Annotated in this window: 18 protein-coding genes, 1 tRNA gene and 3 rRNA genes; 5 read left to right on the forward strand and 17 right to left on the reverse strand. The window is 46.3% G+C overall.

The window, feature by feature from the left end; genetic code table 11:
• Positions 1-4: 4 nt before the first annotated feature.
• From OV592_RS20490 to OV592_RS20510, 5 genes are all read right to left on the reverse strand, one after another.
• The gene (locus OV592_RS20490) at positions 5-763 is read right to left on the reverse strand and encodes a flagellar basal body L-ring protein FlgH (protein WP_016403089.1); all 759 of its coding nucleotides are present in this window, start codon (positions 761-763) and stop codon (positions 5-7) included.
• Between the two features lie 915 nt (positions 764-1,678).
• Positions 1,679-1,794 (reverse strand): 5S ribosomal RNA (gene rrf / locus OV592_RS20495).
• A gap of 111 nt (positions 1,795-1,905) precedes the next feature.
• Positions 1,906-4,793: ribosomal RNA gene (locus tag OV592_RS20500) — 23S ribosomal RNA — on the reverse strand.
• Between the two features lie 241 nt (positions 4,794-5,034).
• Positions 5,035-5,110: transfer RNA gene (locus OV592_RS20505), tRNA-Glu, on the reverse strand.
• A gap of 105 nt (positions 5,111-5,215) precedes the next feature.
• A 16S ribosomal RNA gene (locus tag OV592_RS20510) occupies positions 5,216-6,760 on the reverse strand.
• Together the 16S, 23S and 5S rRNA genes with 1 tRNA gene alongside form the textbook arrangement of a ribosomal RNA operon.
• Before the next feature lie 631 nt (positions 6,761-7,391).
• On the opposite strand from OV592_RS20510, the gene OV592_RS20515 reads away from it, so the two are divergent.
• On the forward strand, positions 7,392-7,928 hold the full coding sequence (locus tag OV592_RS20515; protein WP_406609840.1) for a gamma carbonic anhydrase family protein: 537 nt from the start codon (positions 7,392-7,394) through the stop codon (positions 7,926-7,928).
• Here OV592_RS20515 and OV592_RS20520 read toward each other — a convergent pair.
• The gene (locus OV592_RS20520) at positions 7,925-8,185 is read right to left on the reverse strand and encodes a DUF1488 domain-containing protein (protein ID WP_016400038.1); all 261 of its coding nucleotides are present in this window, start codon (positions 8,183-8,185) and stop codon (positions 7,925-7,927) included. The two genes, OV592_RS20515 and OV592_RS20520, sit on opposite strands and share 4 nt — an antisense overlap.
• A gap of 93 nt (positions 8,186-8,278) precedes the next feature.
• Between OV592_RS20520 and OV592_RS20525 the strand changes: the two genes are divergently transcribed.
• Complete coding sequence (locus OV592_RS20525) at positions 8,279-8,788, forward strand: GNAT family N-acetyltransferase (RefSeq protein ID WP_406609841.1); 510 nt, start codon at positions 8,279-8,281, stop codon at positions 8,786-8,788.
• On the opposite strand, the gene aroE is transcribed toward OV592_RS20525, so the two are convergent.
• The 6 genes from aroE to znuC all read right to left on the reverse strand — a co-directional run bounded on the left by aroE (position 8,715) and on the right by znuC (position 13,212).
• Entirely contained in the window at positions 8,715-9,533 is an 819-nt protein-coding gene (gene aroE, locus OV592_RS20530; protein ID WP_406609842.1) for a shikimate dehydrogenase, read from the reverse strand. The genes OV592_RS20525 and aroE overlap by 74 nt on opposite strands.
• A 99-nt stretch (positions 9,534-9,632) precedes the next feature.
• Positions 9,633-10,013 carry a DUF413 domain-containing protein gene (maoP, locus tag OV592_RS20535; RefSeq protein ID WP_406609843.1) on the reverse strand — a complete coding sequence of 127 codons (381 nt, stop codon included), beginning with the start codon at positions 10,011-10,013 and terminating at the stop codon, positions 9,633-9,635.
• A 118-nt stretch (positions 10,014-10,131) separates the two neighbouring features.
• The gene (hemF, locus tag OV592_RS20540; protein WP_406609844.1) at positions 10,132-11,070 is read right to left on the reverse strand and encodes an oxygen-dependent coproporphyrinogen oxidase; all 939 of its coding nucleotides are present in this window, start codon (positions 11,068-11,070) and stop codon (positions 10,132-10,134) included.
• A gap of 19 nt (positions 11,071-11,089) precedes the next feature.
• On the reverse strand, positions 11,090-11,665 hold the full coding sequence (locus OV592_RS20545; protein WP_406609845.1) for a Sua5/YciO/YrdC/YwlC family protein: 576 nt from the start codon (positions 11,663-11,665) through the stop codon (positions 11,090-11,092).
• Positions 11,665-12,453, reverse strand: a complete 789-nt coding sequence (gene znuB / locus OV592_RS20550; protein ID WP_152785446.1) for a zinc ABC transporter permease subunit ZnuB — start codon at positions 12,451-12,453, stop codon at positions 11,665-11,667. The genes OV592_RS20545 and znuB overlap by 1 nt, the downstream gene beginning before the upstream one ends.
• Before the next feature lie 3 nt (positions 12,454-12,456).
• On the reverse strand, positions 12,457-13,212 hold the full coding sequence (gene znuC / locus OV592_RS20555) for a zinc ABC transporter ATP-binding protein ZnuC (RefSeq protein ID WP_016400045.1): 756 nt from the start codon (positions 13,210-13,212) through the stop codon (positions 12,457-12,459).
• 118 nt (positions 13,213-13,330) lie between these two features.
• Between znuC and znuA the strand changes: the two genes are divergently transcribed.
• Positions 13,331-14,209: a zinc ABC transporter substrate-binding protein ZnuA gene (znuA, locus tag OV592_RS20560; RefSeq protein WP_051147549.1), complete on the forward strand. Its 879-nt coding sequence runs from the start codon at positions 13,331-13,333 to the stop codon at positions 14,207-14,209.
• Between the two features lie 28 nt (positions 14,210-14,237).
• On the opposite strand, the gene hemN is transcribed toward znuA, so the two are convergent.
• The 5 genes from hemN to OV592_RS20585 form a co-directional block, all read right to left on the reverse strand.
• Positions 14,238-15,611, reverse strand: a complete 1,374-nt coding sequence (gene hemN / locus OV592_RS20565) for an oxygen-independent coproporphyrinogen III oxidase (RefSeq protein ID WP_406609846.1) — start codon at positions 15,609-15,611, stop codon at positions 14,238-14,240.
• A 12-nt stretch (positions 15,612-15,623) separates the two neighbouring features.
• Positions 15,624-16,070, reverse strand: a complete 447-nt coding sequence (locus OV592_RS20570) for a DUF2489 domain-containing protein (RefSeq protein WP_246612011.1) — start codon at positions 16,068-16,070, stop codon at positions 15,624-15,626.
• 5 nt (positions 16,071-16,075) lie between these two features.
• Positions 16,076-16,603 carry a Der GTPase-activating protein YihI gene (gene yihI / locus OV592_RS20575; RefSeq protein ID WP_406609847.1) on the reverse strand — a complete coding sequence of 176 codons (528 nt, stop codon included), beginning with the start codon at positions 16,601-16,603 and terminating at the stop codon, positions 16,076-16,078.
• A gap of 1 nt (position 16,604) precedes the next feature.
• Positions 16,605-17,240: a methyltransferase domain-containing protein gene (locus tag OV592_RS20580; protein WP_406609848.1), complete on the reverse strand. Its 636-nt coding sequence runs from the start codon at positions 17,238-17,240 to the stop codon at positions 16,605-16,607.
• Between the two features lie 109 nt (positions 17,241-17,349).
• Positions 17,350-17,967 (reverse strand): c-type cytochrome, encoded by a 618-nt coding sequence (locus OV592_RS20585; RefSeq protein WP_406609849.1) that lies wholly within the window; start codon positions 17,965-17,967, stop codon positions 17,350-17,352.
• A 137-nt stretch (positions 17,968-18,104) separates the two neighbouring features.
• Here OV592_RS20585 and yihA point away from each other — a divergent pair, with 137 nt between their 5' ends.
• Both yihA and OV592_RS20595 read left to right on the forward strand, forming a co-directional pair.
• Positions 18,105-18,740 carry a ribosome biogenesis GTP-binding protein YihA/YsxC gene (yihA, locus tag OV592_RS20590; RefSeq protein ID WP_406611449.1) on the forward strand — a complete coding sequence of 212 codons (636 nt, stop codon included), beginning with the start codon at positions 18,105-18,107 and terminating at the stop codon, positions 18,738-18,740.
• A gap of 262 nt (positions 18,741-19,002) precedes the next feature.
• The gene (locus OV592_RS20595) at positions 19,003-20,073 is read left to right on the forward strand and encodes a glycoside hydrolase family 43 protein (RefSeq protein ID WP_406609850.1); all 1,071 of its coding nucleotides are present in this window, start codon (positions 19,003-19,005) and stop codon (positions 20,071-20,073) included.
• Positions 20,074-20,657 lie beyond the last annotated feature (584 nt).

Genomic DNA, 20,657 nt, shown 5'->3' on the forward strand with positions numbered 1-20,657 from the left:
CGCCCTACAGTGGCCACATACTTCCGCCTAGGAATGAAGATAACCAGCCTTGAGTTTGTACGTCGGCGTGATCACCAGTGCCACTAAACTCTATACGCGCATCGGCCACCTGGTAGGAGCCAATCGAGTTGTCTTCTCCAACGTCTAACGGACGCACAATACCGGTAAAGCGCATGTACTCTTTACCATTGTTGATTACTAGCCACTTTTCACCGCGTACAACCAAATTGCCGTTGTTCAAGATGTCGACCACCGAAACAGTAATTCTGCCTGACAAACGATGTCGCTGATCAGCATCTGAAGATCCGTCAAAATCTTGTTTTTGCTTCATTTCTAGCTCGACCACACGTCCGTTAATCGTTAGATTCCCGCCCGGCACAGTAACCGGATCAAGCTTATAGCTGTTCTCTTTACCAAGGTTTGAACTGGCCGATTTAGTCGCGGTGGCTTCCTCTTCCAAAAGCACTGTAATGGTGTCGCCTAGTGCAAAAGGTGGGGTATAACTATATAAGCTGCGTGAAGTATTGCTGTTAAACATCGAGCCGGTAATAATCACTTGATCCGCAGCTGGGCTAGGTTCAATAGGTGCATAAAAAGGATCATCGGGGATCGGAGAACGGCTATCGGTGCTTACTGTGACTTGGCGTTGATTGCGGTCTTCTCGCTCTTGAACGTTCTCCGCAACTTCTTCTACACCATCTACAATTGACGAACATGCTGACAGCAACAATACATTGCACAACATCACTACTCTGGTAATCATTGGTCTATTCCTACTTACGTTAGTTTCCGTTTACCGTTCTCTTTCCACTTGCTTTAACCTAGGCCCGAGCTTTTTATCTCGTTTATTGTAATTAGTTACCTAAGAAAGCCTTAGGCCACAAATAGCAAAGCAAATGCCACTAACGTCAGTAGAAACATATCCTTACGATAATCTAGCTGACAAAATCTTTACCTAACCGACAACATTCCGTCGTTTTTGCCGCTTTTAGCTAGGCACGACACAAAATGCAAATTAAATGCCACTAAGTTCATAAAACTCAGTGTTTTATAACGTTTATATAAATTGATATAAATTTTAATTCACTGCAGCCGATACAACCTAGGTTGAGAAGAAAAACTCAGTTTTAGTCAAATAATCGGCAAAAATTACCTAAAACCGGATAAAAGCTGCCTTTTTGATTTTCGATCTAGGCAAAGATTGCCTAGCAACTCTTACCGAAATTCTAGAAACCAACCAGCCTTAAAGTAAAAAGCACTCAAAACAATTGGTTAAATACGGCTTCAACGAACTCAACTTTTGTATCTCAATCAAGCTGGATCACTTAGCTAGGAGATGGCCTTCCAACAACTTACCAACTTCACGTTCATAAGCCTTTGGAACAGCAACCATTAAGCACGGCCAATGATGAAAGGGCTCTTTAATAAAAATGAGAGATAGGGAAGGGGATGATATGCCTGGGCGACTAAATCGCAGGCAATAAAAAAGCCCTCGTCGTCAGACGAGGGCTTAGTATAAGAGCCTGGCGGTGGTCAGCTGCGCAGCATAGCTGCTTGTGCTTCGGCCTGAAGGCGCTTCGCCCTTTCCGAGCGACCTCCGCCCTACTTTTGAAAGCAGGCCACGCTAAACACAAACAAAAAGGGCTTCCCAATCGGGAAGCCCTTTTCGATAATGAGAGCCTGGCGGTGACCTACTTTCACATGGGGAAGCCCCACACTATCATCGGCGCAGTTGCGTTTCACTTCTGAGTTCGGCATGGAGTCAGGTGGGTCCACAACGCTATTGCCACCAGGCAAAAACTGTTGTCTTTAACATTCGAAAAAGCTGAAACATCTCATGAGCACTAACAAGTATTCATGGTTTCTAAAATAAAGTATCTATAAGCAACACCCTTTAGGTGTTGTATGGTTAAGCCTCACGGGTAATTAGTACAAGTTAGCTCAATGCCTCACAGCACTTACACACCTTGCCTATCAACGTTGTAGTCTCCAACGGCCCTTCAGAGGACTTAAAGTCCTAGTGAGAATTAATCTCGAGGCCTGCTTCCCGCTTAGATGCTTTCAGCGGTTATCAGTTCCGAACGTAGCTACTGGGCAATGCTATTGGCATAACAACCCAAACACCAGCGGTTCGTCCACTCCGGTCCTCTCGTACTAGGAGCAGCTCCCCTCAATTCTCAAACGCCCACGGCAGATAGGGACCGAACTGTCTCACGACGTTCTAAACCCAGCTCGCGTACCACTTTAAATGGCGAACAGCCATACCCTTGGGACCGACTTCAGCCCCAGGATGTGATGAGCCGACATCGAGGTGCCAAACACCGCCGTCGATATGAACTCTTGGGCGGTATCAGCCTGTTATCCCCGGAGTACCTTTTATCCGTTGAGCGATGGCCCTTCCATACAGAACCACCGGATCACTATGACCTACTTTCGTACCTGCTCGACGTGTCTGTCTCGCAGTTAAGCTGGCTTATGCCATTGCACTAACCGTATGATGTCCGACCATACTTAGCCAACCTTCGTGCTCCTCCGTTACTCTTTGGGAGGAGACCGCCCCAGTCAAACTACCCACCAGACACTGTCCGCAATCCCGATAAGGGACCAACGTTAGAACATCAACACTACAAGGGTGGTATTTCAAGGTCGGCTCCACGTCATCTGGCGACAACGCTTCAAAGCCTCCCACCTATCCTACACATGTAGGGTCAATGTTCAGTGTCAAGCTGTAGTAAAGGTTCACGGGGTCTTTCCGTCTAGCCGCGGGTACACCGCATCTTCACGGCAATTTCAATTTCACTGAGTCTCGGGTGGAGACAGCTTGGCCATCATTACGCCATTCGTGCAGGTCGGAACTTACCCGACAAGGAATTTCGCTACCTTAGGACCGTTATAGTTACGGCCGCCGTTTACCGGGGCTTCGATCAATAGCTTCGCTTGCGCTAACCACATCAATTAACCTTCCGGCACCGGGCAGGCGTCACACCGTATACGTCATCTTTCGATTTAGCACAGTGCTGTGTTTTTAATAAACAGTTGCAGCCAACTGGTATCTGCGACTCTCAGCAGCTTAGGGAGCAAGTCCCATCACCATCAAGAGCGTACCTTCTCCCGAAGTTACGGTACCATTTTGCCTAGTTCCTTCACCCGAGTTCTCTCAAGCGCCTTGGTATTCTCTACCCAACCACCTGTGTCGGTTTGGGGTACGGTTTCGTATAATCTGAAGCTTAGAGACTTTTCCTGGAAGCAGGGCATCAACCACTTCGTGTCCGTAGACACTCGTCATCAACTCTCAGCGTAATGTAAACCCGGATTTGCCTAAGTTTACCGCCTACTGCCTTTCACGTGGACAACCATCGCCACGCTGGCCTAGCCTTCTCCGTCCTCCCATCGCAATTATACGAAGTACAGGAATATTAACCTGTTTCCCATCGACTACACTTTTCAGTCTCGCCTTAGGGGCCGACTCACCCTGCCCTGATTAACATTGGACAGGAAACCTTGGTCTTTCGGCGAGGGGGCTTTTCACCCCCTTTATCGTTACTCATGTCAACATTCGCACTTCTGATACCTCCAGCAATCCTTACGAATCACCTTCAACGGCTTACAGAACGCTCCTCTACCGAGCATGCAAGCATGCTCCCGTAGCTTCGGTGGTATGTTTAGCCCCGTTACATCTTCCGCGCAGGCCGACTCGACCAGTGAGCTATTACGCTTTCTTTAAATGATGGCTGCTTCTAAGCCAACATCCTGGCTGTCTAAGCCTTCCCACATCGTTTCCCACTTAACATACACTTTGGGACCTTAGCTGACGGTCTGGGTTGTTTCCCTTTCCACGACGGACGTTAGCACCCGCCGTGTGTCTCCCGAGTAGTACTTGATGGTATTCGGAGTTTGCAAAGGGTTGGTAAGTCGGGATGACCCCCTAGCCTTAACAGTGCTCTACCCCCATCAGTATTCGCTCGAGGCGCTACCTAAATAGCTTTCGAGGAGAACCAGCTATCTCCCGGTTTGATTGGCCTTTCACCCCCAGCCACAAGTCATCCGCTAATTTTTCAACATTAGTCGGTTCGGTCCTCCAATTGGTGTTACCCAATCTTCAACCTGCCCATGGCTAGATCACCGGGTTTCGGGTCTAATCCCAGCAACTATGCGCGCAGTTAACACTCGGTTTCCCTACGGCTCCGCTATTCGCTTAACCTTGCTACTGAAATTAAGTCGTTGACCCATTATACAAAAGGTACGCAGTCACCCCACGAAGGGGCTCCCACTGCTTGTACGTATACGGTTTCAGGTTCTATTTCACTCCCCTCACAGGGGTTCTTTTCGCCTTTCCCTCACGGTACTGGTTCACTATCGGTCAGTCAGGAGTATTTAGCCTTGGAGGATGGTCCCCCCATATTCAGACAACATATCACGTGTGCCGTCCTACTCGATTTCACTTAAAGTAGATTTTCATGTACGGGGCTATCACCCTGTATCGCCATCCTTTCCAGAATGTTCCACTAATCACCTAAAAGCTTAAGGGCTAATCCGGGTTCGCTCGCCGCTACTACCAGAATCTCGGTTGATTTCTTTTCCTCCGGGTACTTAGATGTTTCAGTTCCCCGGGTTCGCCTCGCAACGCTATGTATTCACGTTACGATACTGCATAAAATGCAGTGGGTTTCCCCATTCGGAAATCCATGTCTATAACGTCTTTTATCGACTTAACATGGCTTATCGCAGATTAACACGTCCTTCATCGCCTCTGACTGCCAAGGCATCCACCGTATACGCTTAGTCACTTAACCATACAACACCTAAATGTTGTCGCTTAAATCACTTGAATGGTCAGGCTGTATAAATCCTGCCATTCGAGTACGATCACCTTATTTTTGAATACCAAGAACACTTGTTATTAAACTCATATTCTTGAGATATTTTTTATCAGCTTTTCCAAATTGTTAAAGAGCAATTGGTTCCTTAGAAACCAAAGCTAAGCACTATATAAACAAATGCTTAGCTTTGTATTCTCAAACCAGTGAGAGAAAATGGTATCCCGTAGGGGATTTGAACCCCTGTTACCGCCGTGAAAGGGCGGTGTCCTAGGCCTCTAGACGAACGGGACACTGCAGTAGCTGTTCTCGTTGGTTCTACACCACACTAGAACTTCTCTCTTTTCTTTTTCATCAAGCAATCTGTGTGAACACGTCACAAAACCTAAGCATCATAATAAGGAGGTGATCCAGCCCCAGGTTCCCCTAGGGCTACCTTGTTACGACTTCACCCCAGTCATGAACCACAAAGTGGTGAGCGTCCTCCCGAAGGTTAAACTACCCACTTCTTTTGCAGCCCACTCCCATGGTGTGACGGGCGGTGTGTACAAGGCCCGGGAACGTATTCACCGTAGCATTCTGATCTACGATTACTAGCGATTCCGACTTCACGGAGTCGAGTTGCAGACTCCGATCCGGACTACGACATGCTTTTTGGGGTCCGCTTGCTCTCGCGAGTTCGCATCCCTCTGTACATGCCATTGTAGCACGTGTGTAGCCCTGCCCGTAAGGGCCATGATGACTTGACGTCGTCCCCACCTTCCTCCGGTTTATCACCGGCAGTCTCCCTAGAGTTCCCACCATTACGTGCTGGCAAATAAGGATAGGGGTTGCGCTCGTTGCGGGACTTAACCCAACATCTCACGACACGAGCTGACGACAGCCATGCAGCACCTGTATCTGAGTTCCCGAAGGCACCAAACCATCTCTGGTAAGTTCTCAGTATGTCAAGGGCAGGTAAGGTTCTTCGCGTTGCATCGAATTAAACCACATGCTCCACCGCTTGTGCGGGCCCCCGTCAATTCATTTGAGTTTTAACCTTGCGGCCGTACTCCCCAGGCGGTCTACTTAATGCGTTAGCTGCGTTACCCACGAGTTAAACTCACAGACAACTAGTAGACATCGTTTACGGCGTGGACTACCAGGGTATCTAATCCTGTTTGCTCCCCACGCTTTCGTACATGAGCGTCAGTTTTTGTCCAGGTGGCCGCCTTCGCCACTGGTATTCCTTCAGATCTCTACGCATTTCACCGCTACACCTGAAATTCTACCACCCTCTACAAAACTCTAGCTTGCCAGTTCCAAATGCCATTCCCAGGTTGAGCCCGGGGATTTCACATCTGGCTTAACAAGCCGCCTGCGTACGCTTTACGCCCAGTAATTCCGATTAACGCTCGGACCCTCCGTATTACCGCGGCTGCTGGCACGGAGTTAGCCGGTCCTTCTTCTGTCGCTAACGTCAAAGATAGCAAGTATTAATTACTACCCCTTCCTCACGACTGAAAGTGCTTTACAACCCGAAGGCCTTCTTCACACACGCGGCATGGCTGCATCAGGCTTTCGCCCATTGTGCAATATTCCCCACTGCTGCCTCCCGTAGGAGTCTGGGCCGTGTCTCAGTCCCAGTGTGGCTGATCATCCTCTCAAACCAGCTAGGGATCGTCGCCTTGGTAAGCCATTACCTTACCAACTAGCTAATCCCACTTGGGCTAATCTTTACGCGAAAGGCTCCGAAGAGTCCCCTCCTTTGGTCCGAAGACATTATGCGGTATTAGCAGTCGTTTCCAACTGTTGTCCCCCACGTAAAGGCATATTCCCAAGCATTACTCACCCGTCCGCCGCTCGTCAGCAAAGTAGCAAGCTACTCTCTGTTACCGCTCGACTTGCATGTGTTAAGCCTGCCGCCAGCGTTCAATCTGAGCCATGATCAAACTCTTCAATCAAAAGTTTTTTCGCTCAAAGTTAAAAACTGAAATTATTACTGTGTTTTACAGTGCAAGACTCCAGTTCACTTAAGCTTAATTTTTTCGCTTAAGGTCCTGTGAGTGCTCACACAGATTGCTTGATAAATTGTTAAAGAGCGTTGCTTCTCAATCGAAGCGAGGTGCGCATTCTACGCTTTCCTCTATGGCTGTCAACCGCTTTTTAATATTAATTAAGAAGAAGTTTTTCAACCTGCTAACTCAGCCCTAGGCCTTGCTAACCCTGACGTAGCCTTGCTTCGCTTTAGCGCGCTGCGTGCCGTGTCAGTGGAGGTGCATTATAGGGATCAGATTTTATAGCGCAAGTATTTATTACAGAAAAATTAAAATAACTGCCTTTATGAACAATATTCGCTCCAAACGCTTATTAATTACACTTTAATCGACATATTTAGTCCCTATAGAGGCAGATAAGCGCCCAAAACAAACCTTTCGTTTTCACCAATACGCTATTTTCTATCTAATGCTTTAGATAGTCATGGCTTAGCTAATTAGTCTTGTTGCTGGTATTTAAGTCTATCTCACTATTTGTATTGAGGAAGGGATGTCGTAAGCTGGGTTTTATATATAAGGACCGACAGCGGAGTAAGCAATGAGTGTGAAGTCATTTTCTGGATTTAGCCCTATTTTAGGTAAAGAAGTATGGGTAGACCCCAGTGCTGTATTGTACGGTGAGATAAAACTTGGCGATGACGTAAGTATCTGGCCTATGGTGGCGGCACGTGGTGACGTGAATCATATTCAAATTGGGGCACGCTCTAACGTTCAAGACGGCAGCGTTTTGCACGTAACCCGTAAAACAGAAAACCCACCTTATGGCTACCCTTTGATTATTGGTGAAGATGTCACCATAGGTCACAAAGCAATGCTACATGGTTGCACCATTGGCAACCGTGTATTGGTAGGCATGGGCGCAATAGTATTAGACGGTGTGGTGGTTGAAGATGATGTAATGATCGGAGCAGGTAGCTTGGTGCCGCCTCATAAACGTTTAGAGTCTGGTTACTTGTATATGGGCAGTCCGGCTAAACAAGCCCGTCCTTTGAATGAGAAAGAGAAAGCCTTTTTAAGCGAATCGGCAGACAACTACGTGCGCCTGAAACAAAAGTACCTAGAAGAACAGGCTTAAACAATAATTTCGCCATTAGGCTCGAAGTCTTCCTGCTGTAGCTTTTGCTCTAGCAGTTCTTCGATATCAAATTGAACACTATGATAAGCCTCGAGCATTTTATCGTCGTTAGTTAGCGGTAGTCCCACCAAATGCTCGAGGGTAGATTTACGAACAGCACATTGCACTCGCGCGCCCATTACCTGAGCGCTAAATTCAACACACTGATTAACAGCCTGCCAACGTTGATCGTCACTTATTATAATGGCTTGATTCATAGTTTATTTACTCCGGCAACGGACTAGTTGTATTTTCTGCGCGCTGTTCTTAAAGTGTTGCCATTGAACCGACAAACTGCAAGTGAAAATTAGATGATAACTTGGCAATGCTTGGCCTTTAATCAACTTAATACCCTACAGCTTTATCAAATGATGATGCTGCGCGAAGAAGTGTTTGTTGTTGAACAAAACTGCCCCTATCAAGACGCCGATGGAAAAGACTTGCAGGCGAAGCATGTAATGGCCTATCGAGATGGCGAACTAGTAGCTTATGCACGTATCTATACCAGTGAGTCATTAAGTGCTCATATCGGCAGAGTTGTCACCAAAGCCAGCGCAAGAGGTACAGGGCTAGGGCAACAACTTATGCAACAAGCTATAAGCCAATGCCAACAACACTGGCCCAACGCCACCATTCACATTTCTGCACAACGCTATCTGGAAGATTTCTATCAAGGCCTTGGTTTTGTTATCTGCAGCGAGCCCTACCTTGAAGACAACATTCCACACATAGGAATGGAGATAAGGGCTAACGACTTAGGTTGCGGCGTAATTCGCGTAACACCTGACGAAAACCAGGACGAATCCCTCGCCAAACAGTGAAGCTTTCGGCGGCTTGGCCCACCAGCATGCCTAAACCATCAACCACTTTTGCTGCTCCTTGCTCTGCAGCCCAAGCATTAAAGGCGGTAACATCGGCTGAGTAGGTCATATCATAACATCGAGTGGTTGCTTGAATTAACTCTGCCTTTAATGGCGGAAGCTGCCCCTTAAGGCCTGCCGAAGTAGAGTTAATGATGATATCAAACTGACCTGACAAGTCTTCGAAAGAACTACTAGAGACCTTACCAAACTCACTAAAGCGCTCGGCAAGCGCTTCGGCTTTAGCCACCGTGCGGTTAACAATTACCAGCTCGCTAATTTGCTCATCTAATAAAGGACGGATTACCCCACGCGCAGCACCACCCGCGCCTAACAACAATACACGCAAATCTTTTAGTTCGCCGAAGTTGGCAATTAAATCTGCAACTAACCCAGCGCCGTCGGTATTATCGCCAAGAATAATACCGTCATCGGTTAACTTTAGCGTGTTCACCGCTCCAGCTAATAAAGCCCGCTCGGTATGTTGCTGTGCAGCTTGGAAAGCTTGCTCTTTAAATGGCGCAGTAACATTGCAGCCCTTCCCGCCTTCTTGCCAAAATTTAGCAAGAGCGTCTGCAAAGCCGTCTTCTGCTGGTTCAATGGCGGTATAACTTAACTGCTGCTGGGTTTGGCGAGCAAACAAAGTATGAATGAAAGGAGACTTCGACTGGCTAATTGGGTTGCCAAATACTGCGTATAAATCCATTAGGTGCGCTACTAAAACAAATAATAACGCACCTTAACAAGGCTTTAAGAAAAAGCCAAAGTACAAAGTTGAAAAATTAACCCAGTAACGACGCAATAATTAATCTTCGTCGTCAATCTCGGGACCATCTACCTCTTCTACATCGTCATCATCGCTGTTAGCGGCTGTTTCGCTCGCACTGGCTTTAGGCGGATTACTCACTAAACCATGAAATGCTTTGCGGCCAGTAAGCTTTTTATATTTAAGCCAGACCTTCTGCTCAGCGGTTTCGGGCTCGGCATCGCCACGGCATACCGATACAAAGTGAGATTCAATATCATCCACGGGCTCGCGGATAGATTCATCAAGCTCTTTAAACGCGCTACCGCAGCGCTCAAGTAACTCGGCTTCCTTAATGGTGAATGCGCCGCTGCGAGAAAAGCCGCGGCGAAAGTTTTTATCATCTGCAAATCGGCGTTTTGCCGAAAACGATCCATTCATAGCTCAGACTCAACTAAAAAAAAATCATCAAAAGTGGGGGACTTAAAACCCAACAGTTAAAATAATTAATCCATAGTCGACATTCTTGCAAGAAAATAAGTCGGTTTTTTTACAATGTTTAGCTCGCCATCTCTAACCAGTTTTGCGGAACCAAATAACGTTGATATAAACGCTCTTCTGGGCTACCTGATTCTGGCTGCCAGTTATAACGCCACTTAACCAAGGGCGGCAAGGACATTAAGATGGATTCGGTGCGACCACCCGATTGCAGGCCAAACAAGGTTCCGCGATCGTAAACCAAATTAAACTCAACATAGCGGCCACGACGATACAATTGAAAATCTCGTTGTTGCTCGCTAAACGGGCTGTCTTTACGTCGCTCTACAATCGGCAAATAGGCATTTAAGAAGCCCTCGCCAACGGCTTGAGTAAAGGCAAAGCTCTGAGCAAAACCAGCTTCATTGAGATCATCAAAAAATAAGCCTCCTACGCCCCGCGTTTCGTTACGATGTTTTAGGAAGAAATAACTGTCACACCAAGCTTTATATTTAGGATAAATATCTTCACCAAAAGGTTGGCATAAATCAGCTGCGGTTTGATGCCACGAGATACAGTCTTCGTCAAAGCCGTAATACGGGGTTAAATCGAAACCACCACCAAACCACCAAATTGGTTCTTCACCTTCTTTTTCTGCCACAAAGAAGCGCACGTTAGCATGTGAAGTAGGTACCATTGGATTGTTTGGGTGAATCACCAACGAGACGCCCATCGCTTCAAAGTGACGGCCAGCCAACTCTGGGCGCTGCGCGGTAGCGGAAGCTGGCATTTCTTTGCCACAAACGTGAGAGAAGTTGACTCCCGCTTGCTCAAATACCTTACCATTAGTAAGCACCCGAGTACGGCCCTCGCCAGTTAAGCCTTTATGCTCGGCTGGGTCACGCTGCCAATCATCATGCAAAAATGTTGCTGCGCCATCTTGTAATTCCAGTTGCTGACAGATGGATTGTTGTAGCGTGAGAAAGAATTGGCGAACGGCTTCGATATCAACGTCTTGCATAAGGCTTCCTGTATTCAATCTAGGCGCGGATCACTTGCCCAGTAAAAATGTCTTTTATTTGGCTAGTTTGTTTAGCGGCGCCCAACGCCCCGTCTAATGCTAAACCCAAGCCCTGCAACTTAGCTGCTTGCTGCGCAGTTTCGGCCGGGGATTCGCCACTGTAATTGGCCGAAGTAGACACAATTGGCTTGCCTAAACCAGCACATAGTTTTGCAACAACAGGATGCTGAGTTAACCGCACCGCCACGGAGCTAAACTGCCCACTAATCCACTTTGGTGTTTTGGTAGATACTGGCACTAACCAAGTAGTTGGCCGCGCTTGAACACTCACTAACAGCTGCTGCTGTTCGGCAGATAACGCAGCATAGTCGATATAAGGCAATAAGTGCTCTAACTCGGAGGCGAGCAATATAAGCCCCTTTTCAACAGGTCGGCGTTTTATTGCCAATATTTGTTCTACTGCCGCTTGCTTATCGGGGTCACAGCCAAGGCCGTAAACCGCTTCTGTTGGATAGGCTAATACCAAGCCTTGCTTAAGTGTGGCAACGGCTTGCTCAATTGAATCACTTACTGGAGTAACTAAAGAGTCGGTCATTATTTTTGCACTTTAACTAAACTATGAACTAATAAAAACTGCAGCGCGGCACATACCACTACCGATGGCCCCGCTGGGGTATCTTGATACCAAGACAAACACAAACCAAGCACTACTGAGATAGCGCCAAAGGCGATGGCAAACAATGCCATTTGCTCGGGAGAGCGGCTTAAACGACGCGCCGTTGCAGCAGGAATTAACAACAGCGAACTAATAATTAATGCGCCAACTATTTTCATAGCTATTGCAATAACCACCGCCAATAATAGCAACAGCAGCGCACGCATCATGCCCACGTTTACGCCTTCCACCTCGGCGATTTGCTCATTCACCGTGGCCGACAATAGCTTGTTCCACTGGCTCAGCAATAAGCCAAGCACTAAGGCACCGCCGCCCCAAATCCACAATAAATCTTGTTGAGTTACCGCTAGCAAATCACCAAACAAATAGGCCATTAGGTCAATGCGTACATTGTCCATTAAAGCAACCACGACTAAACCTAAAGACAAAGCCGAATGCGCCATAATCCCCAGTAAAGTATCGCTAGCTAGCTGCTTGTAGCGTTGCAGTGATAACAAAATTATAGCCAGCATGACTCCGCTAAAGACCACCGCTATCACCGGGTTAATTTGCAACCATAAACCTAGCGCTACCCCTAATAGCGAGGCATGCGCCAAGGTATCGCCAAAATAAGCTAAACGGCGCCACACCATAAATGAGCCCAGCGGCCCCGCTAATACCGCAATACCTAAGCCTGCCAATAAAGCATTTACTAAAAAATCGTCCATGTGCTAGTTGTTCTCTTCAGTGCTTGGCTGATGATTGTGGTTATGGTCGTGATCGTCACAAACATGGTGATGGGTATAAACCGCAAGCTGTTGGCGTTCGTTTTGCGCAAAAAGCCGTGCGAATTCTGGATGTTGAGCCACGCTCTCGGGCTCCCCATGACAGCAAACATGGTGATTTAAACAAATTACATGATCGGTGCCCGCCATTACCAAATGCAAATCGTGAGAGACCAACAGCACCCCGCACCCCATTTGCTGGGCGATATCAGCAATCAATTGATAAAGCTCTATCTGGCCAGATATGTCGACTCCCTGCACGGGTTCGTCTAATACCAGCAGTTGCGGCTCACCCAACAAGGCCCGCGCCAACAATACTCGCTGCATTTCGCCGCCAGACAAACGCACCATTTGCCGCTTTAGCAAGCTATCAATACTAAGCTGGCGAATAACCTTAGTTAAACCTGGCTTAGAAGAATGCCTAGCTAGCTTAAGAAAGCGCTCCACCGTGAGTGGGAACGATTCATCTAAACTGATTTTTTGCGGTACGTAACCAATACGTAATTTTGAAGCACGAGTAATATCACCGGAGTCTGCAGAAATAAGGCCCAAAATAACCTTAATCAAGGTGCTTTTACCGGCACCGTTAGGGCCAATTAATGTGGTGATTTGACCACGGTTCAGCTCCAACGAAACATGGTCGAGGACCATGCGTTGGTCAAAGCTAACGCAAATATTGTTAAGCGAAAGTAAAGTGGTCAATCCTGCATCCTATAGATAACTAGCTGAATAAGCCCCAGTGGCGTTTACTAGGGCGCGCTATTCTACACTAGATGTTACACTATCGTATTATTTTACCAAATCACTCTCAAAATCTTGTATGCGTAACCTGCTTTTTGTTCTGATGTTCTTCGCTATACCAAGCTGGGCCACAAGCCCAAACATCTTAGTTAGTATTAAACCTTTGCAACTCATTGTTAGTAGCTTAAGTGAAGGTGAACTCAATGTTGATTACCTAGTAAGCCCCAATGTATCGCCGCACGATTATGCGCTGCGTCCATCGGATGTGCGTGCGCTGCGTCAGGCCGATTTAGTTATTTGGGTAGGTGATGAGCTAGAGCCATTCTTAAGTAAACCGCTTAGCCAAACCAGTGCCAGCCAGCTAACACTGCTAGACATACCCCAGCTAGAACTAATTGATGGCGATGAAGGCCACGAACACCACCATGGTGACCACCATCATGAAGTAGACCCACACATTTGGTTAGGCCCCAATGAAGCTAAGCTTATTGCCGCTGCAATTACCGAGCAGTTAATTGCTAAGATGCCCGAAGATAAGGCCAAATTAGAGCAGCAGCTTGAACGCTTTAATCAAGAGCTAGCAAAGGTAGTGAGTAGCATTAATCTGCAACTCCAAGCGGTTAAACAGCAAGGCTATTTTGTTTTTCACGATGGTTATAGTTATTTTGAACGCGAGTTTGGCTTAAATCGTTTAGGTGAATTTACCATTAACCCGCAGCGTCGTCCTGGCGCTAAAAGCTTGCTGAATATTCGCCAGCAGTTAGAGCAAGGCAAAGCCAAATGTATCTTTGCGGAACCACAATTTGATGGTGCATTGTTAGAAAGCATTAGCCAACATAGCGGTGCGCAAATTAGCTTGCTCGACCCTCTAGGGATTAGCGTAAGCAATGACAAAAACGGCTACTTTGAATTGCTGCAACAACTGGCCGACTCTTACCACGAGTGTTTAAGCCACTAACAAAAAGCGGAGCCTAAGCTCCGCAATGTTATATCACTCTTGAGAATTGCTGGCGCCGCGCTTGGCTTCTAAAGTACACATCAAAGCACATGCAAATATTACGAATCAACAAGCGCCCTTTGTTGGTCACCTGCAAGGCGTCGGCACTTAAACTAACTAGACCATCTTCAACAAAAGGTTTTAGCAGCTGCATATCTTCAGCAAAGTATTGCTGAAAATCTAAATCAAACTGCTGCTCTATATCTTTAAAGCTCAATTGAAAATTGCAGATCAAGGTCTTAATCAATTCGCGGCGAATCAAATCATCTTGGTTTAGTGCAATTCCCTTCCACTGTGCATGCCCTTGTTGGTCGATTTGCGCGTAGTAGGTTTTAAGATCTTTCTGGTTTTGGCTGTAAGCGTCACCCAACATCGAAATAGAAGACACCCCTAAGCCCAGTAAATCGGCCTCACCTTGGGTGGTGTAGCCCTGAAAATTACGGTGTAACTCACCCTTGCTTTGAGCGATGGCCAACTCATCATCAGGTTTAGCGAAATGATCCATACCAATAAACTGATAACCGTGAGTAGTTAAAAACTCGATGCTGTCGCGCAAAATACCTAAGCGCTCGTCGCTGCTTGGCATGGCGCTTTCATCTATTTTACGCTGCGCTGCAAAGCGACTGGGCAGGTGGGCATAATTAAATACCGATAAACGGTCTGGGTCTAATTCCAGCACGCGACTTAAGGTTTGTTGGAAACTCGCACGTGTTTGATGCGGAAGACCATAAATAAGGTCAATATTTACCGAGTTAAAACCAACTTGCTTAGCGCGTTCTACCAAGGCAAAAATAAACGCTTCGTCTTGTTCGCGATTAACCGCCTGTTGCACTTGCTTATTAAAATCTTGCACACCTAAGCTCAAGCGATTGAAGCCCAGCTCGGCCAGCAGGTTAATCGTAGAAAGTTCTATTTCGCGTGGGTCAACCTCAATGCTAACTTCGGCATTATCGGCAAATTCAAACTGGCTAAATAGCTGAGTAGTTAGGCGCTTAAGCTGCTCTGGCTCTAGATAAGTTGGCGTACCGCCGCCCCAATGCATTTGACTTACTTTACGTTGCTTAAAACGTGGCGCTTGCAGCTGAATTTCTTGTTCTAGGTAGTCTAAGTAAATGTCTGCCTTATGCTGATGACGGGTAATCACCTTGTTACAACCGCAGTAGTAACACAACTTATGACAAAACGGGATGTGCACATACAGCGATAAATCGCGTTCAGGAAACTTATCACAAGCAAGGCCAAACTCTTGCTCACCAAAGTCTTCATTAAACTCAAGGGCAGTGGGGTAAGAGGTGTAACGCGGGCCCGAGTAGTTATACTTCTCAATCAGTTGCTGATCCCAATCCACCATTGCTAATGACATTTACGTGCTCTCCTAGAGTGCGTTGGCACTGAGTTGTTCCAGTGCTTCGGCTTCTTGTAATATTTGTTTCTCTAAGGCTTTTTCTTCTGCTTCACGCTGCAGATCTTGGCGCATACGCTGCTGCAAAGGCAGTTTGTTGCGCGCCTCATGAGTGGGTAACTCTTTTACCGCATTATATAACTGAAAAACAGCAGGGTAGCGCTGCGCCCAATCAATTAGCTGCGGAGTTTGCAAAGCAATCAACAGATTGCTGATGCGGATCACACCCTCAGACAAACCACAACGGTCTTCCTGCATGGCTTTTGCGATGTAGCGAATATCGGTTACCAAGTTTTGATTACGCTTAGCAACCGCGTTTTTAATCACTTTTTGTTGCCCCATTAAGCGCCCTACTAATAAGGCGGCATAAATGGCTAAGGCTGAAACAATAATAACTGCGGCTACAGCTAACCAAACCATCAAGACTAATCCTTATATTGATCCAAGGAAGAACTATTTAATGAACGCCATAATTGCTCATCATCATCTAAAGCTTCCGCTTCTTCGGCTTCTTCCGACAAACCTAGTTCGGCTAGCAATTCAGCGTGACGTGCTAATTGTTTATCCACCCACTGCTGCTCTTGTTTGCTAATTTCACCGCCTTCATCTAACACATCGATAAGACTTTCGAGGCGAGTATCGGCTTCTAACATCGCCAGTTCTTTCTCAGGTGTGAGTTCAACTTTAGCTTTTGCTTTAGCGGGCTTAGCTACAGGTTTATCTGCAGGCTTGGCAACACCGAGTACTACTGGCTCTTTACTGCCGTGGCGCGGGTCTTTTTTCTGGGCATTAGCGGCTTGCTGCTGCACTAACTCTGCTTCTTGCTGACGACTGCCAGAGGCTTTTCCCTTACCAATTTTTTTACGGTCCGGCGCAGTAACACGTTTAGCTTTAAAGTCAGGGTCTTTACGCACCCCAATTAAGCCGCCTTTACGATTCTTTTTTCTAGACATTTTATTTACCTCTGTGAAATAGCGCCACGTCGGGGCCAACTATCTCCAATCTCATCTGATAATGATTAGCTAACCAAGTAAAGGTTTTATCACTGTAAAACGCTACATGGGTAGGATCATTTTTATAATGCCACTGTGGAAACACTTCCGTTCCCCAATGGCGTTTAGTCATTACGGCCAATAACCCAGTTTCAGCCACTAGGCCTGTTAACAGCTTCCAAGACTGAGCTGGGTGGTTAAAATGCTCCACCACTTCGCTGCTAGTGACCAAGCGATAAGTCTCGGTTAGGCGCTGCTCATCAGGGTAATATATTGGATCATAGTTCAGTAACTGGTGCCCTGCTTGCGCCAACAATTCACACAGTGCCGGCCCTGGGCCACAGCCAAAATCTAAGCCAACAACGGGCTCTGTGAGTTTGCTTAACACTGGCTCACTTAAACGCCGTAAAAAGTTTAAATAGCCTTGGTCTTGCGGGTCATTATTGTGCAAGTCATATTGGGCTTTTTCAGCTTCAGTACTGAGTACATCGTCAGGGTCTACAAAGATCAAATCACATTCAGAACAATGCCAGTATTGGCAACGTTTATTGCGATAAAAATCCTTGGATGATGTGGCACTACAGAGTGGGCATTTCACCAATCAACACCTTGCCGTATTTTTTAGGGGCGCAAGTGTAACACTTAGAACGAAGATGGCGAATAATAAATCAAAAACAGCTGGGCAGCGGGCGCTGCCCAGATAAACCTTAGTGTAAGCCACCTAAGTATTGCGACAATATTTCGATATCTTTATCACTTAGTTTAGCGGCAACATCACGCATCATACCGTTTAAGTCGTTGTCACGTTCACCACTGCGGAACATTTCCAATTGCGATTTAATGTAACCAGCATATTGCGACGAAATTCGTGGGAAGCCAGCTAAGCTTTGGCCAACACCTCGTGGGCCATGACAAGCAGTACAAGCAGCAATGCCACGCTCTAAATCACCACCCATATAAAGTTGCTGACCTGCTTCAACATATTCTGGGGCAGTGGTATTTGGGCTCATCGCTTGGCCAGAGTAATAAGCTGCTAAGTCTTCCATGTCTTGCTCAGACAATGGCAAAGCCATACCACCCATTACGGCGTTGTTGCGCCCTTCTTTACCGCCGCTAGCAGCGCCGGCTTTAAATTCTTTTAACTGTTTAACCAAGTAGCCTGCGTGTTGGCCTTCTAATTTAGGATAACCAGCAGCTTCACCTTGGTCATTGTGACAAGCTTTACAAGTCACTGCTTTTTGCTCTCCAGCAGCAGCATCTCCCTTTGCCCAAACCGGACTGGCAACACCCGCCATTAACATTAAAACTAAGGTAAGTTTTTTCATGACATTCCATTTATTAGTATTATTCCAAACCACACACTGGTGCCCGTGATACACTTAGCGAGTCCAGTAACGGCATTATTTTACACAATTTTGCCAAAAACGTAATGTATTACCCTAATTTCCTTGTGGAGCTCAACATAACCATGGCGCAATATCATTTTCAAAACACCCACTTCATAACTAGCGCGCCTAATATTCAGGCTATGCCTGAAGATAGTGGAATTGAAATCGCCTTTGCCGGACGCTCAAACGCGGGTAAGTCTAGTGCTTTAAATACCCTTACTCGTCAAAAAAGCTTAGCACGAACCAGTAAAACACCAGGTCGAACTCAGTTAATTAACGTTTTTGAAATATCCGAAGGTTTTCGCCTAATTGACTTACCTGGCTACGGTTTTGCTCAAGTACCAGAAGAAGTTAAAAAACAGTGGCAAAAGTCACTGTCTGAATACTTACAAGATCGCCAAAGCTTAAAAGGCATTGTGGTATTAATGGATATTCGCCATCCATTCAAAGATACCGATGCTGGTCTAATCCAATGGGCTGTAGATTGTGAATTGCCAGTGCTCGCGCTTTTAACTAAATCAGACAAGTTAAAACAAGGCGCGCGTAAAACAGCAATTTTGAAGGGCCGCGAGACAGCCAAAGCATTTGGTGGCAATGTTCGAGTAGAAGCTTTTTCTTCTTTGAAAAAACAAGGTTTAGACGTGCTCCAAAACACCCTAGTGGGATGGTTTGATCAACACCTAGAAAATTCCCCAAGCGACGCTGAATAAACTGACGGACTATGCTCGCTGCTTCGGCGAGCTCCTTATCACCTTCCAACCTTTACTCCTTTTTAAAGCAAACCAGCGCATCATAGCGAGCGTCATTTATTTCATGAGGTTTCATGAAATATCCCACTGCTTGTGCACTTGATCATAGTTTAATGACAAATTGTGCTTGCGGGACAAATTTTACAATTGGGCTACCGAAGAACGTAAAACTTATCAAGTTTGAGATCGTTATACTGACGCAAAAACTTAATGAGGAAATACCATGAGCGTGAATGACGCAACGAAGACTAGGGTAGAAGAACCTAGCGAGATCAGTGATGCGGAAGCGGTAACCGCAGCAGATAAAGCACGTGCCGACCAGCTAAAGCCGATTAGTGGCGCCTTAGTGACGCATATGTATACCGCCGATCCTTCAGCCCATGTATTTAACGGCAAGCTTTACGTATATCCCTCTCACGATGTAGATAACGGTCAGCCACTAAATGACAACGGCGATCACTTTGACATGCGTGATTACCATGTTTTCTCATTAGACCGTCCTTTTGGCGTAGTCACCGACCATGGTAACGCGCTAGACGTAAAAGACGTGCCTTGGGCAGAGAAACAAATGTGGGCGCCAGACGCTGCAGAAAAAGATGGCAAGTACTACTTATACTTCCCTGCGCGCAACTACGATGGCATTTTCCAAATTGGTGTAGCAGTTGGCGATCAGCCGGAAGGACCTTTCACCCCACAAGCAGAAGCAATTAAAGGCAGCTTTAGCATCGACCCTGCGGTATTCAAAGACGAAGACGGTAGTCACTACATGTATTTTGGCGGTTTATGGGGTGGCCAATTACAAAACTGGCGCAACGGCGAGTTTGGTGAAGAGCAGTTCCCTGCCGACGACCAACCAGCGCTAAAACCCTTAGTGGCTAAAATGACCGACGATATGCTGGAGTTTGCTGAAACGCCGCAGGAAATCGAAATTGTCGATGAGAATGGCGATGTGCTGTTAGCAGGCGACAACGAACGCCGCTATTTTGAAGGCCCATGGATGCACAAGCACAACGGCCGTTACTACTTCTCTTACTCTACAGGCGATACCCACAAAATTGCTTACGCGAGCAGTGAGTCACCTTATGGGCCGTTCCGCTATGAAGGCGTTATTTTAGAGCCAGTGCTAGGCTGGACAACTCATCACTCGATTGTGAAGTACCAAGACAAGTGGTTCTTGTTCTACCACGATAGCACTTTATCGGCTGGTCAAACCCACTTACGCAGCATTAAGATGGCTGAGCTGAACATTGACGATAACGGCAAGATTGAAGTGATTAAGCCTTACTACGAGTAAGCAAGGTATTAGCTAAACCCAAACGCCACTTTACAGTGGCGTTTTTCTATCCAGAGCCTAAACCAACACCTCTCAGCATTAAACAGCAGGCAAAAAAAAGCCCCATCGTCCGATGAGGCATGTAAGAAAAGAAATTCTTAAAAACTGAAAGCACTATTCCAATTGCACTAATTATGACTCTCTGAAAATCGATTAGTTCACAAAATTTTCTAAAAATGTGCAATTTTCTTTCATAGAAGCTTTTGTTATTCACCCAGTCCTTAAGCCAACAGCAATCGAACATCATCAAGCAGTGGTATTTTGAATACAAAATTCCCAAATATCGTAATTTAGCAACCAAATATTAGAAAATAAGAAACAACACTTAGAGCCCCCCTTAGACAAGGAGCATAAATGAGTTTAAAAAATGAGAGAGAAGGCAGGCAATCACTGGCATTAAGACAAAAAAACGCCCCGATGGAAACCCATCGGGGCGGCAAAATAGCCTTTTTCAACTACGTGAAATAAAGGTCTGAAAGATAGAACATCTTACCTCTGTACCCTACAAGAGTTACTCTAGAGGATCACCGATGAAAAATAAAGCA

The organism is Agarivorans sp. JK6, assembly GCF_045277145.1.
Lineage (GTDB): Bacteria > Pseudomonadota > Gammaproteobacteria > Enterobacterales > Celerinatantimonadaceae > Agarivorans > Agarivorans albus.

Excerpts from the sequence above, each read along its gene's own strand:
- OV592_RS20490 (WP_016403089.1), bottom strand. The coding sequence starts at position 763 with ATGATTACCAGAGTAGTGATGTTGTGCAATGTATTGTTGCTGTCAGCA.
- OV592_RS20515 (WP_406609840.1), top strand. The coding sequence starts at position 7,392 with ATGAGTGTGAAGTCATTTTCTGGATTTAGCCCTATTTTAGGTAAAGAA.
- OV592_RS20520 (WP_016400038.1), bottom strand. The coding sequence starts at position 8,185 with ATGAATCAAGCCATTATAATAAGTGACGATCAACGTTGGCAGGCTGTT.
- OV592_RS20525 (WP_406609841.1), top strand. The coding sequence starts at position 8,279 with ATGATAACTTGGCAATGCTTGGCCTTTAATCAACTTAATACCCTACAG.
- aroE (WP_406609842.1), bottom strand. The coding sequence starts at position 9,533 with ATGGATTTATACGCAGTATTTGGCAACCCAATTAGCCAGTCGAAGTCT.
- maoP (WP_406609843.1), bottom strand. The coding sequence starts at position 10,013 with ATGAATGGATCGTTTTCGGCAAAACGCCGATTTGCAGATGATAAAAAC.
- hemF (WP_406609844.1), bottom strand. The coding sequence starts at position 11,070 with ATGCAAGACGTTGATATCGAAGCCGTTCGCCAATTCTTTCTCACGCTA.
- OV592_RS20545 (WP_406609845.1), bottom strand. The coding sequence starts at position 11,665 with ATGACCGACTCTTTAGTTACTCCAGTAAGTGATTCAATTGAGCAAGCC.
- znuB (WP_152785446.1), bottom strand. The coding sequence starts at position 12,453 with ATGGACGATTTTTTAGTAAATGCTTTATTGGCAGGCTTAGGTATTGCG.
- znuA (WP_051147549.1), top strand. The coding sequence starts at position 13,331 with ATGCGTAACCTGCTTTTTGTTCTGATGTTCTTCGCTATACCAAGCTGG.
- hemN (WP_406609846.1), bottom strand. The coding sequence starts at position 15,611 with ATGTCATTAGCAATGGTGGATTGGGATCAGCAACTGATTGAGAAGTAT.
- OV592_RS20570 (WP_246612011.1), bottom strand. The coding sequence starts at position 16,070 with ATGGTTTGGTTAGCTGTAGCCGCAGTTATTATTGTTTCAGCCTTAGCC.
- yihI (WP_406609847.1), bottom strand. The coding sequence starts at position 16,603 with ATGTCTAGAAAAAAGAATCGTAAAGGCGGCTTAATTGGGGTGCGTAAA.
- OV592_RS20585 (WP_406609849.1), bottom strand. The coding sequence starts at position 17,967 with ATGAAAAAACTTACCTTAGTTTTAATGTTAATGGCGGGTGTTGCCAGT.
- OV592_RS20595 (WP_406609850.1), top strand. The coding sequence starts at position 19,003 with ATGAGCGTGAATGACGCAACGAAGACTAGGGTAGAAGAACCTAGCGAG.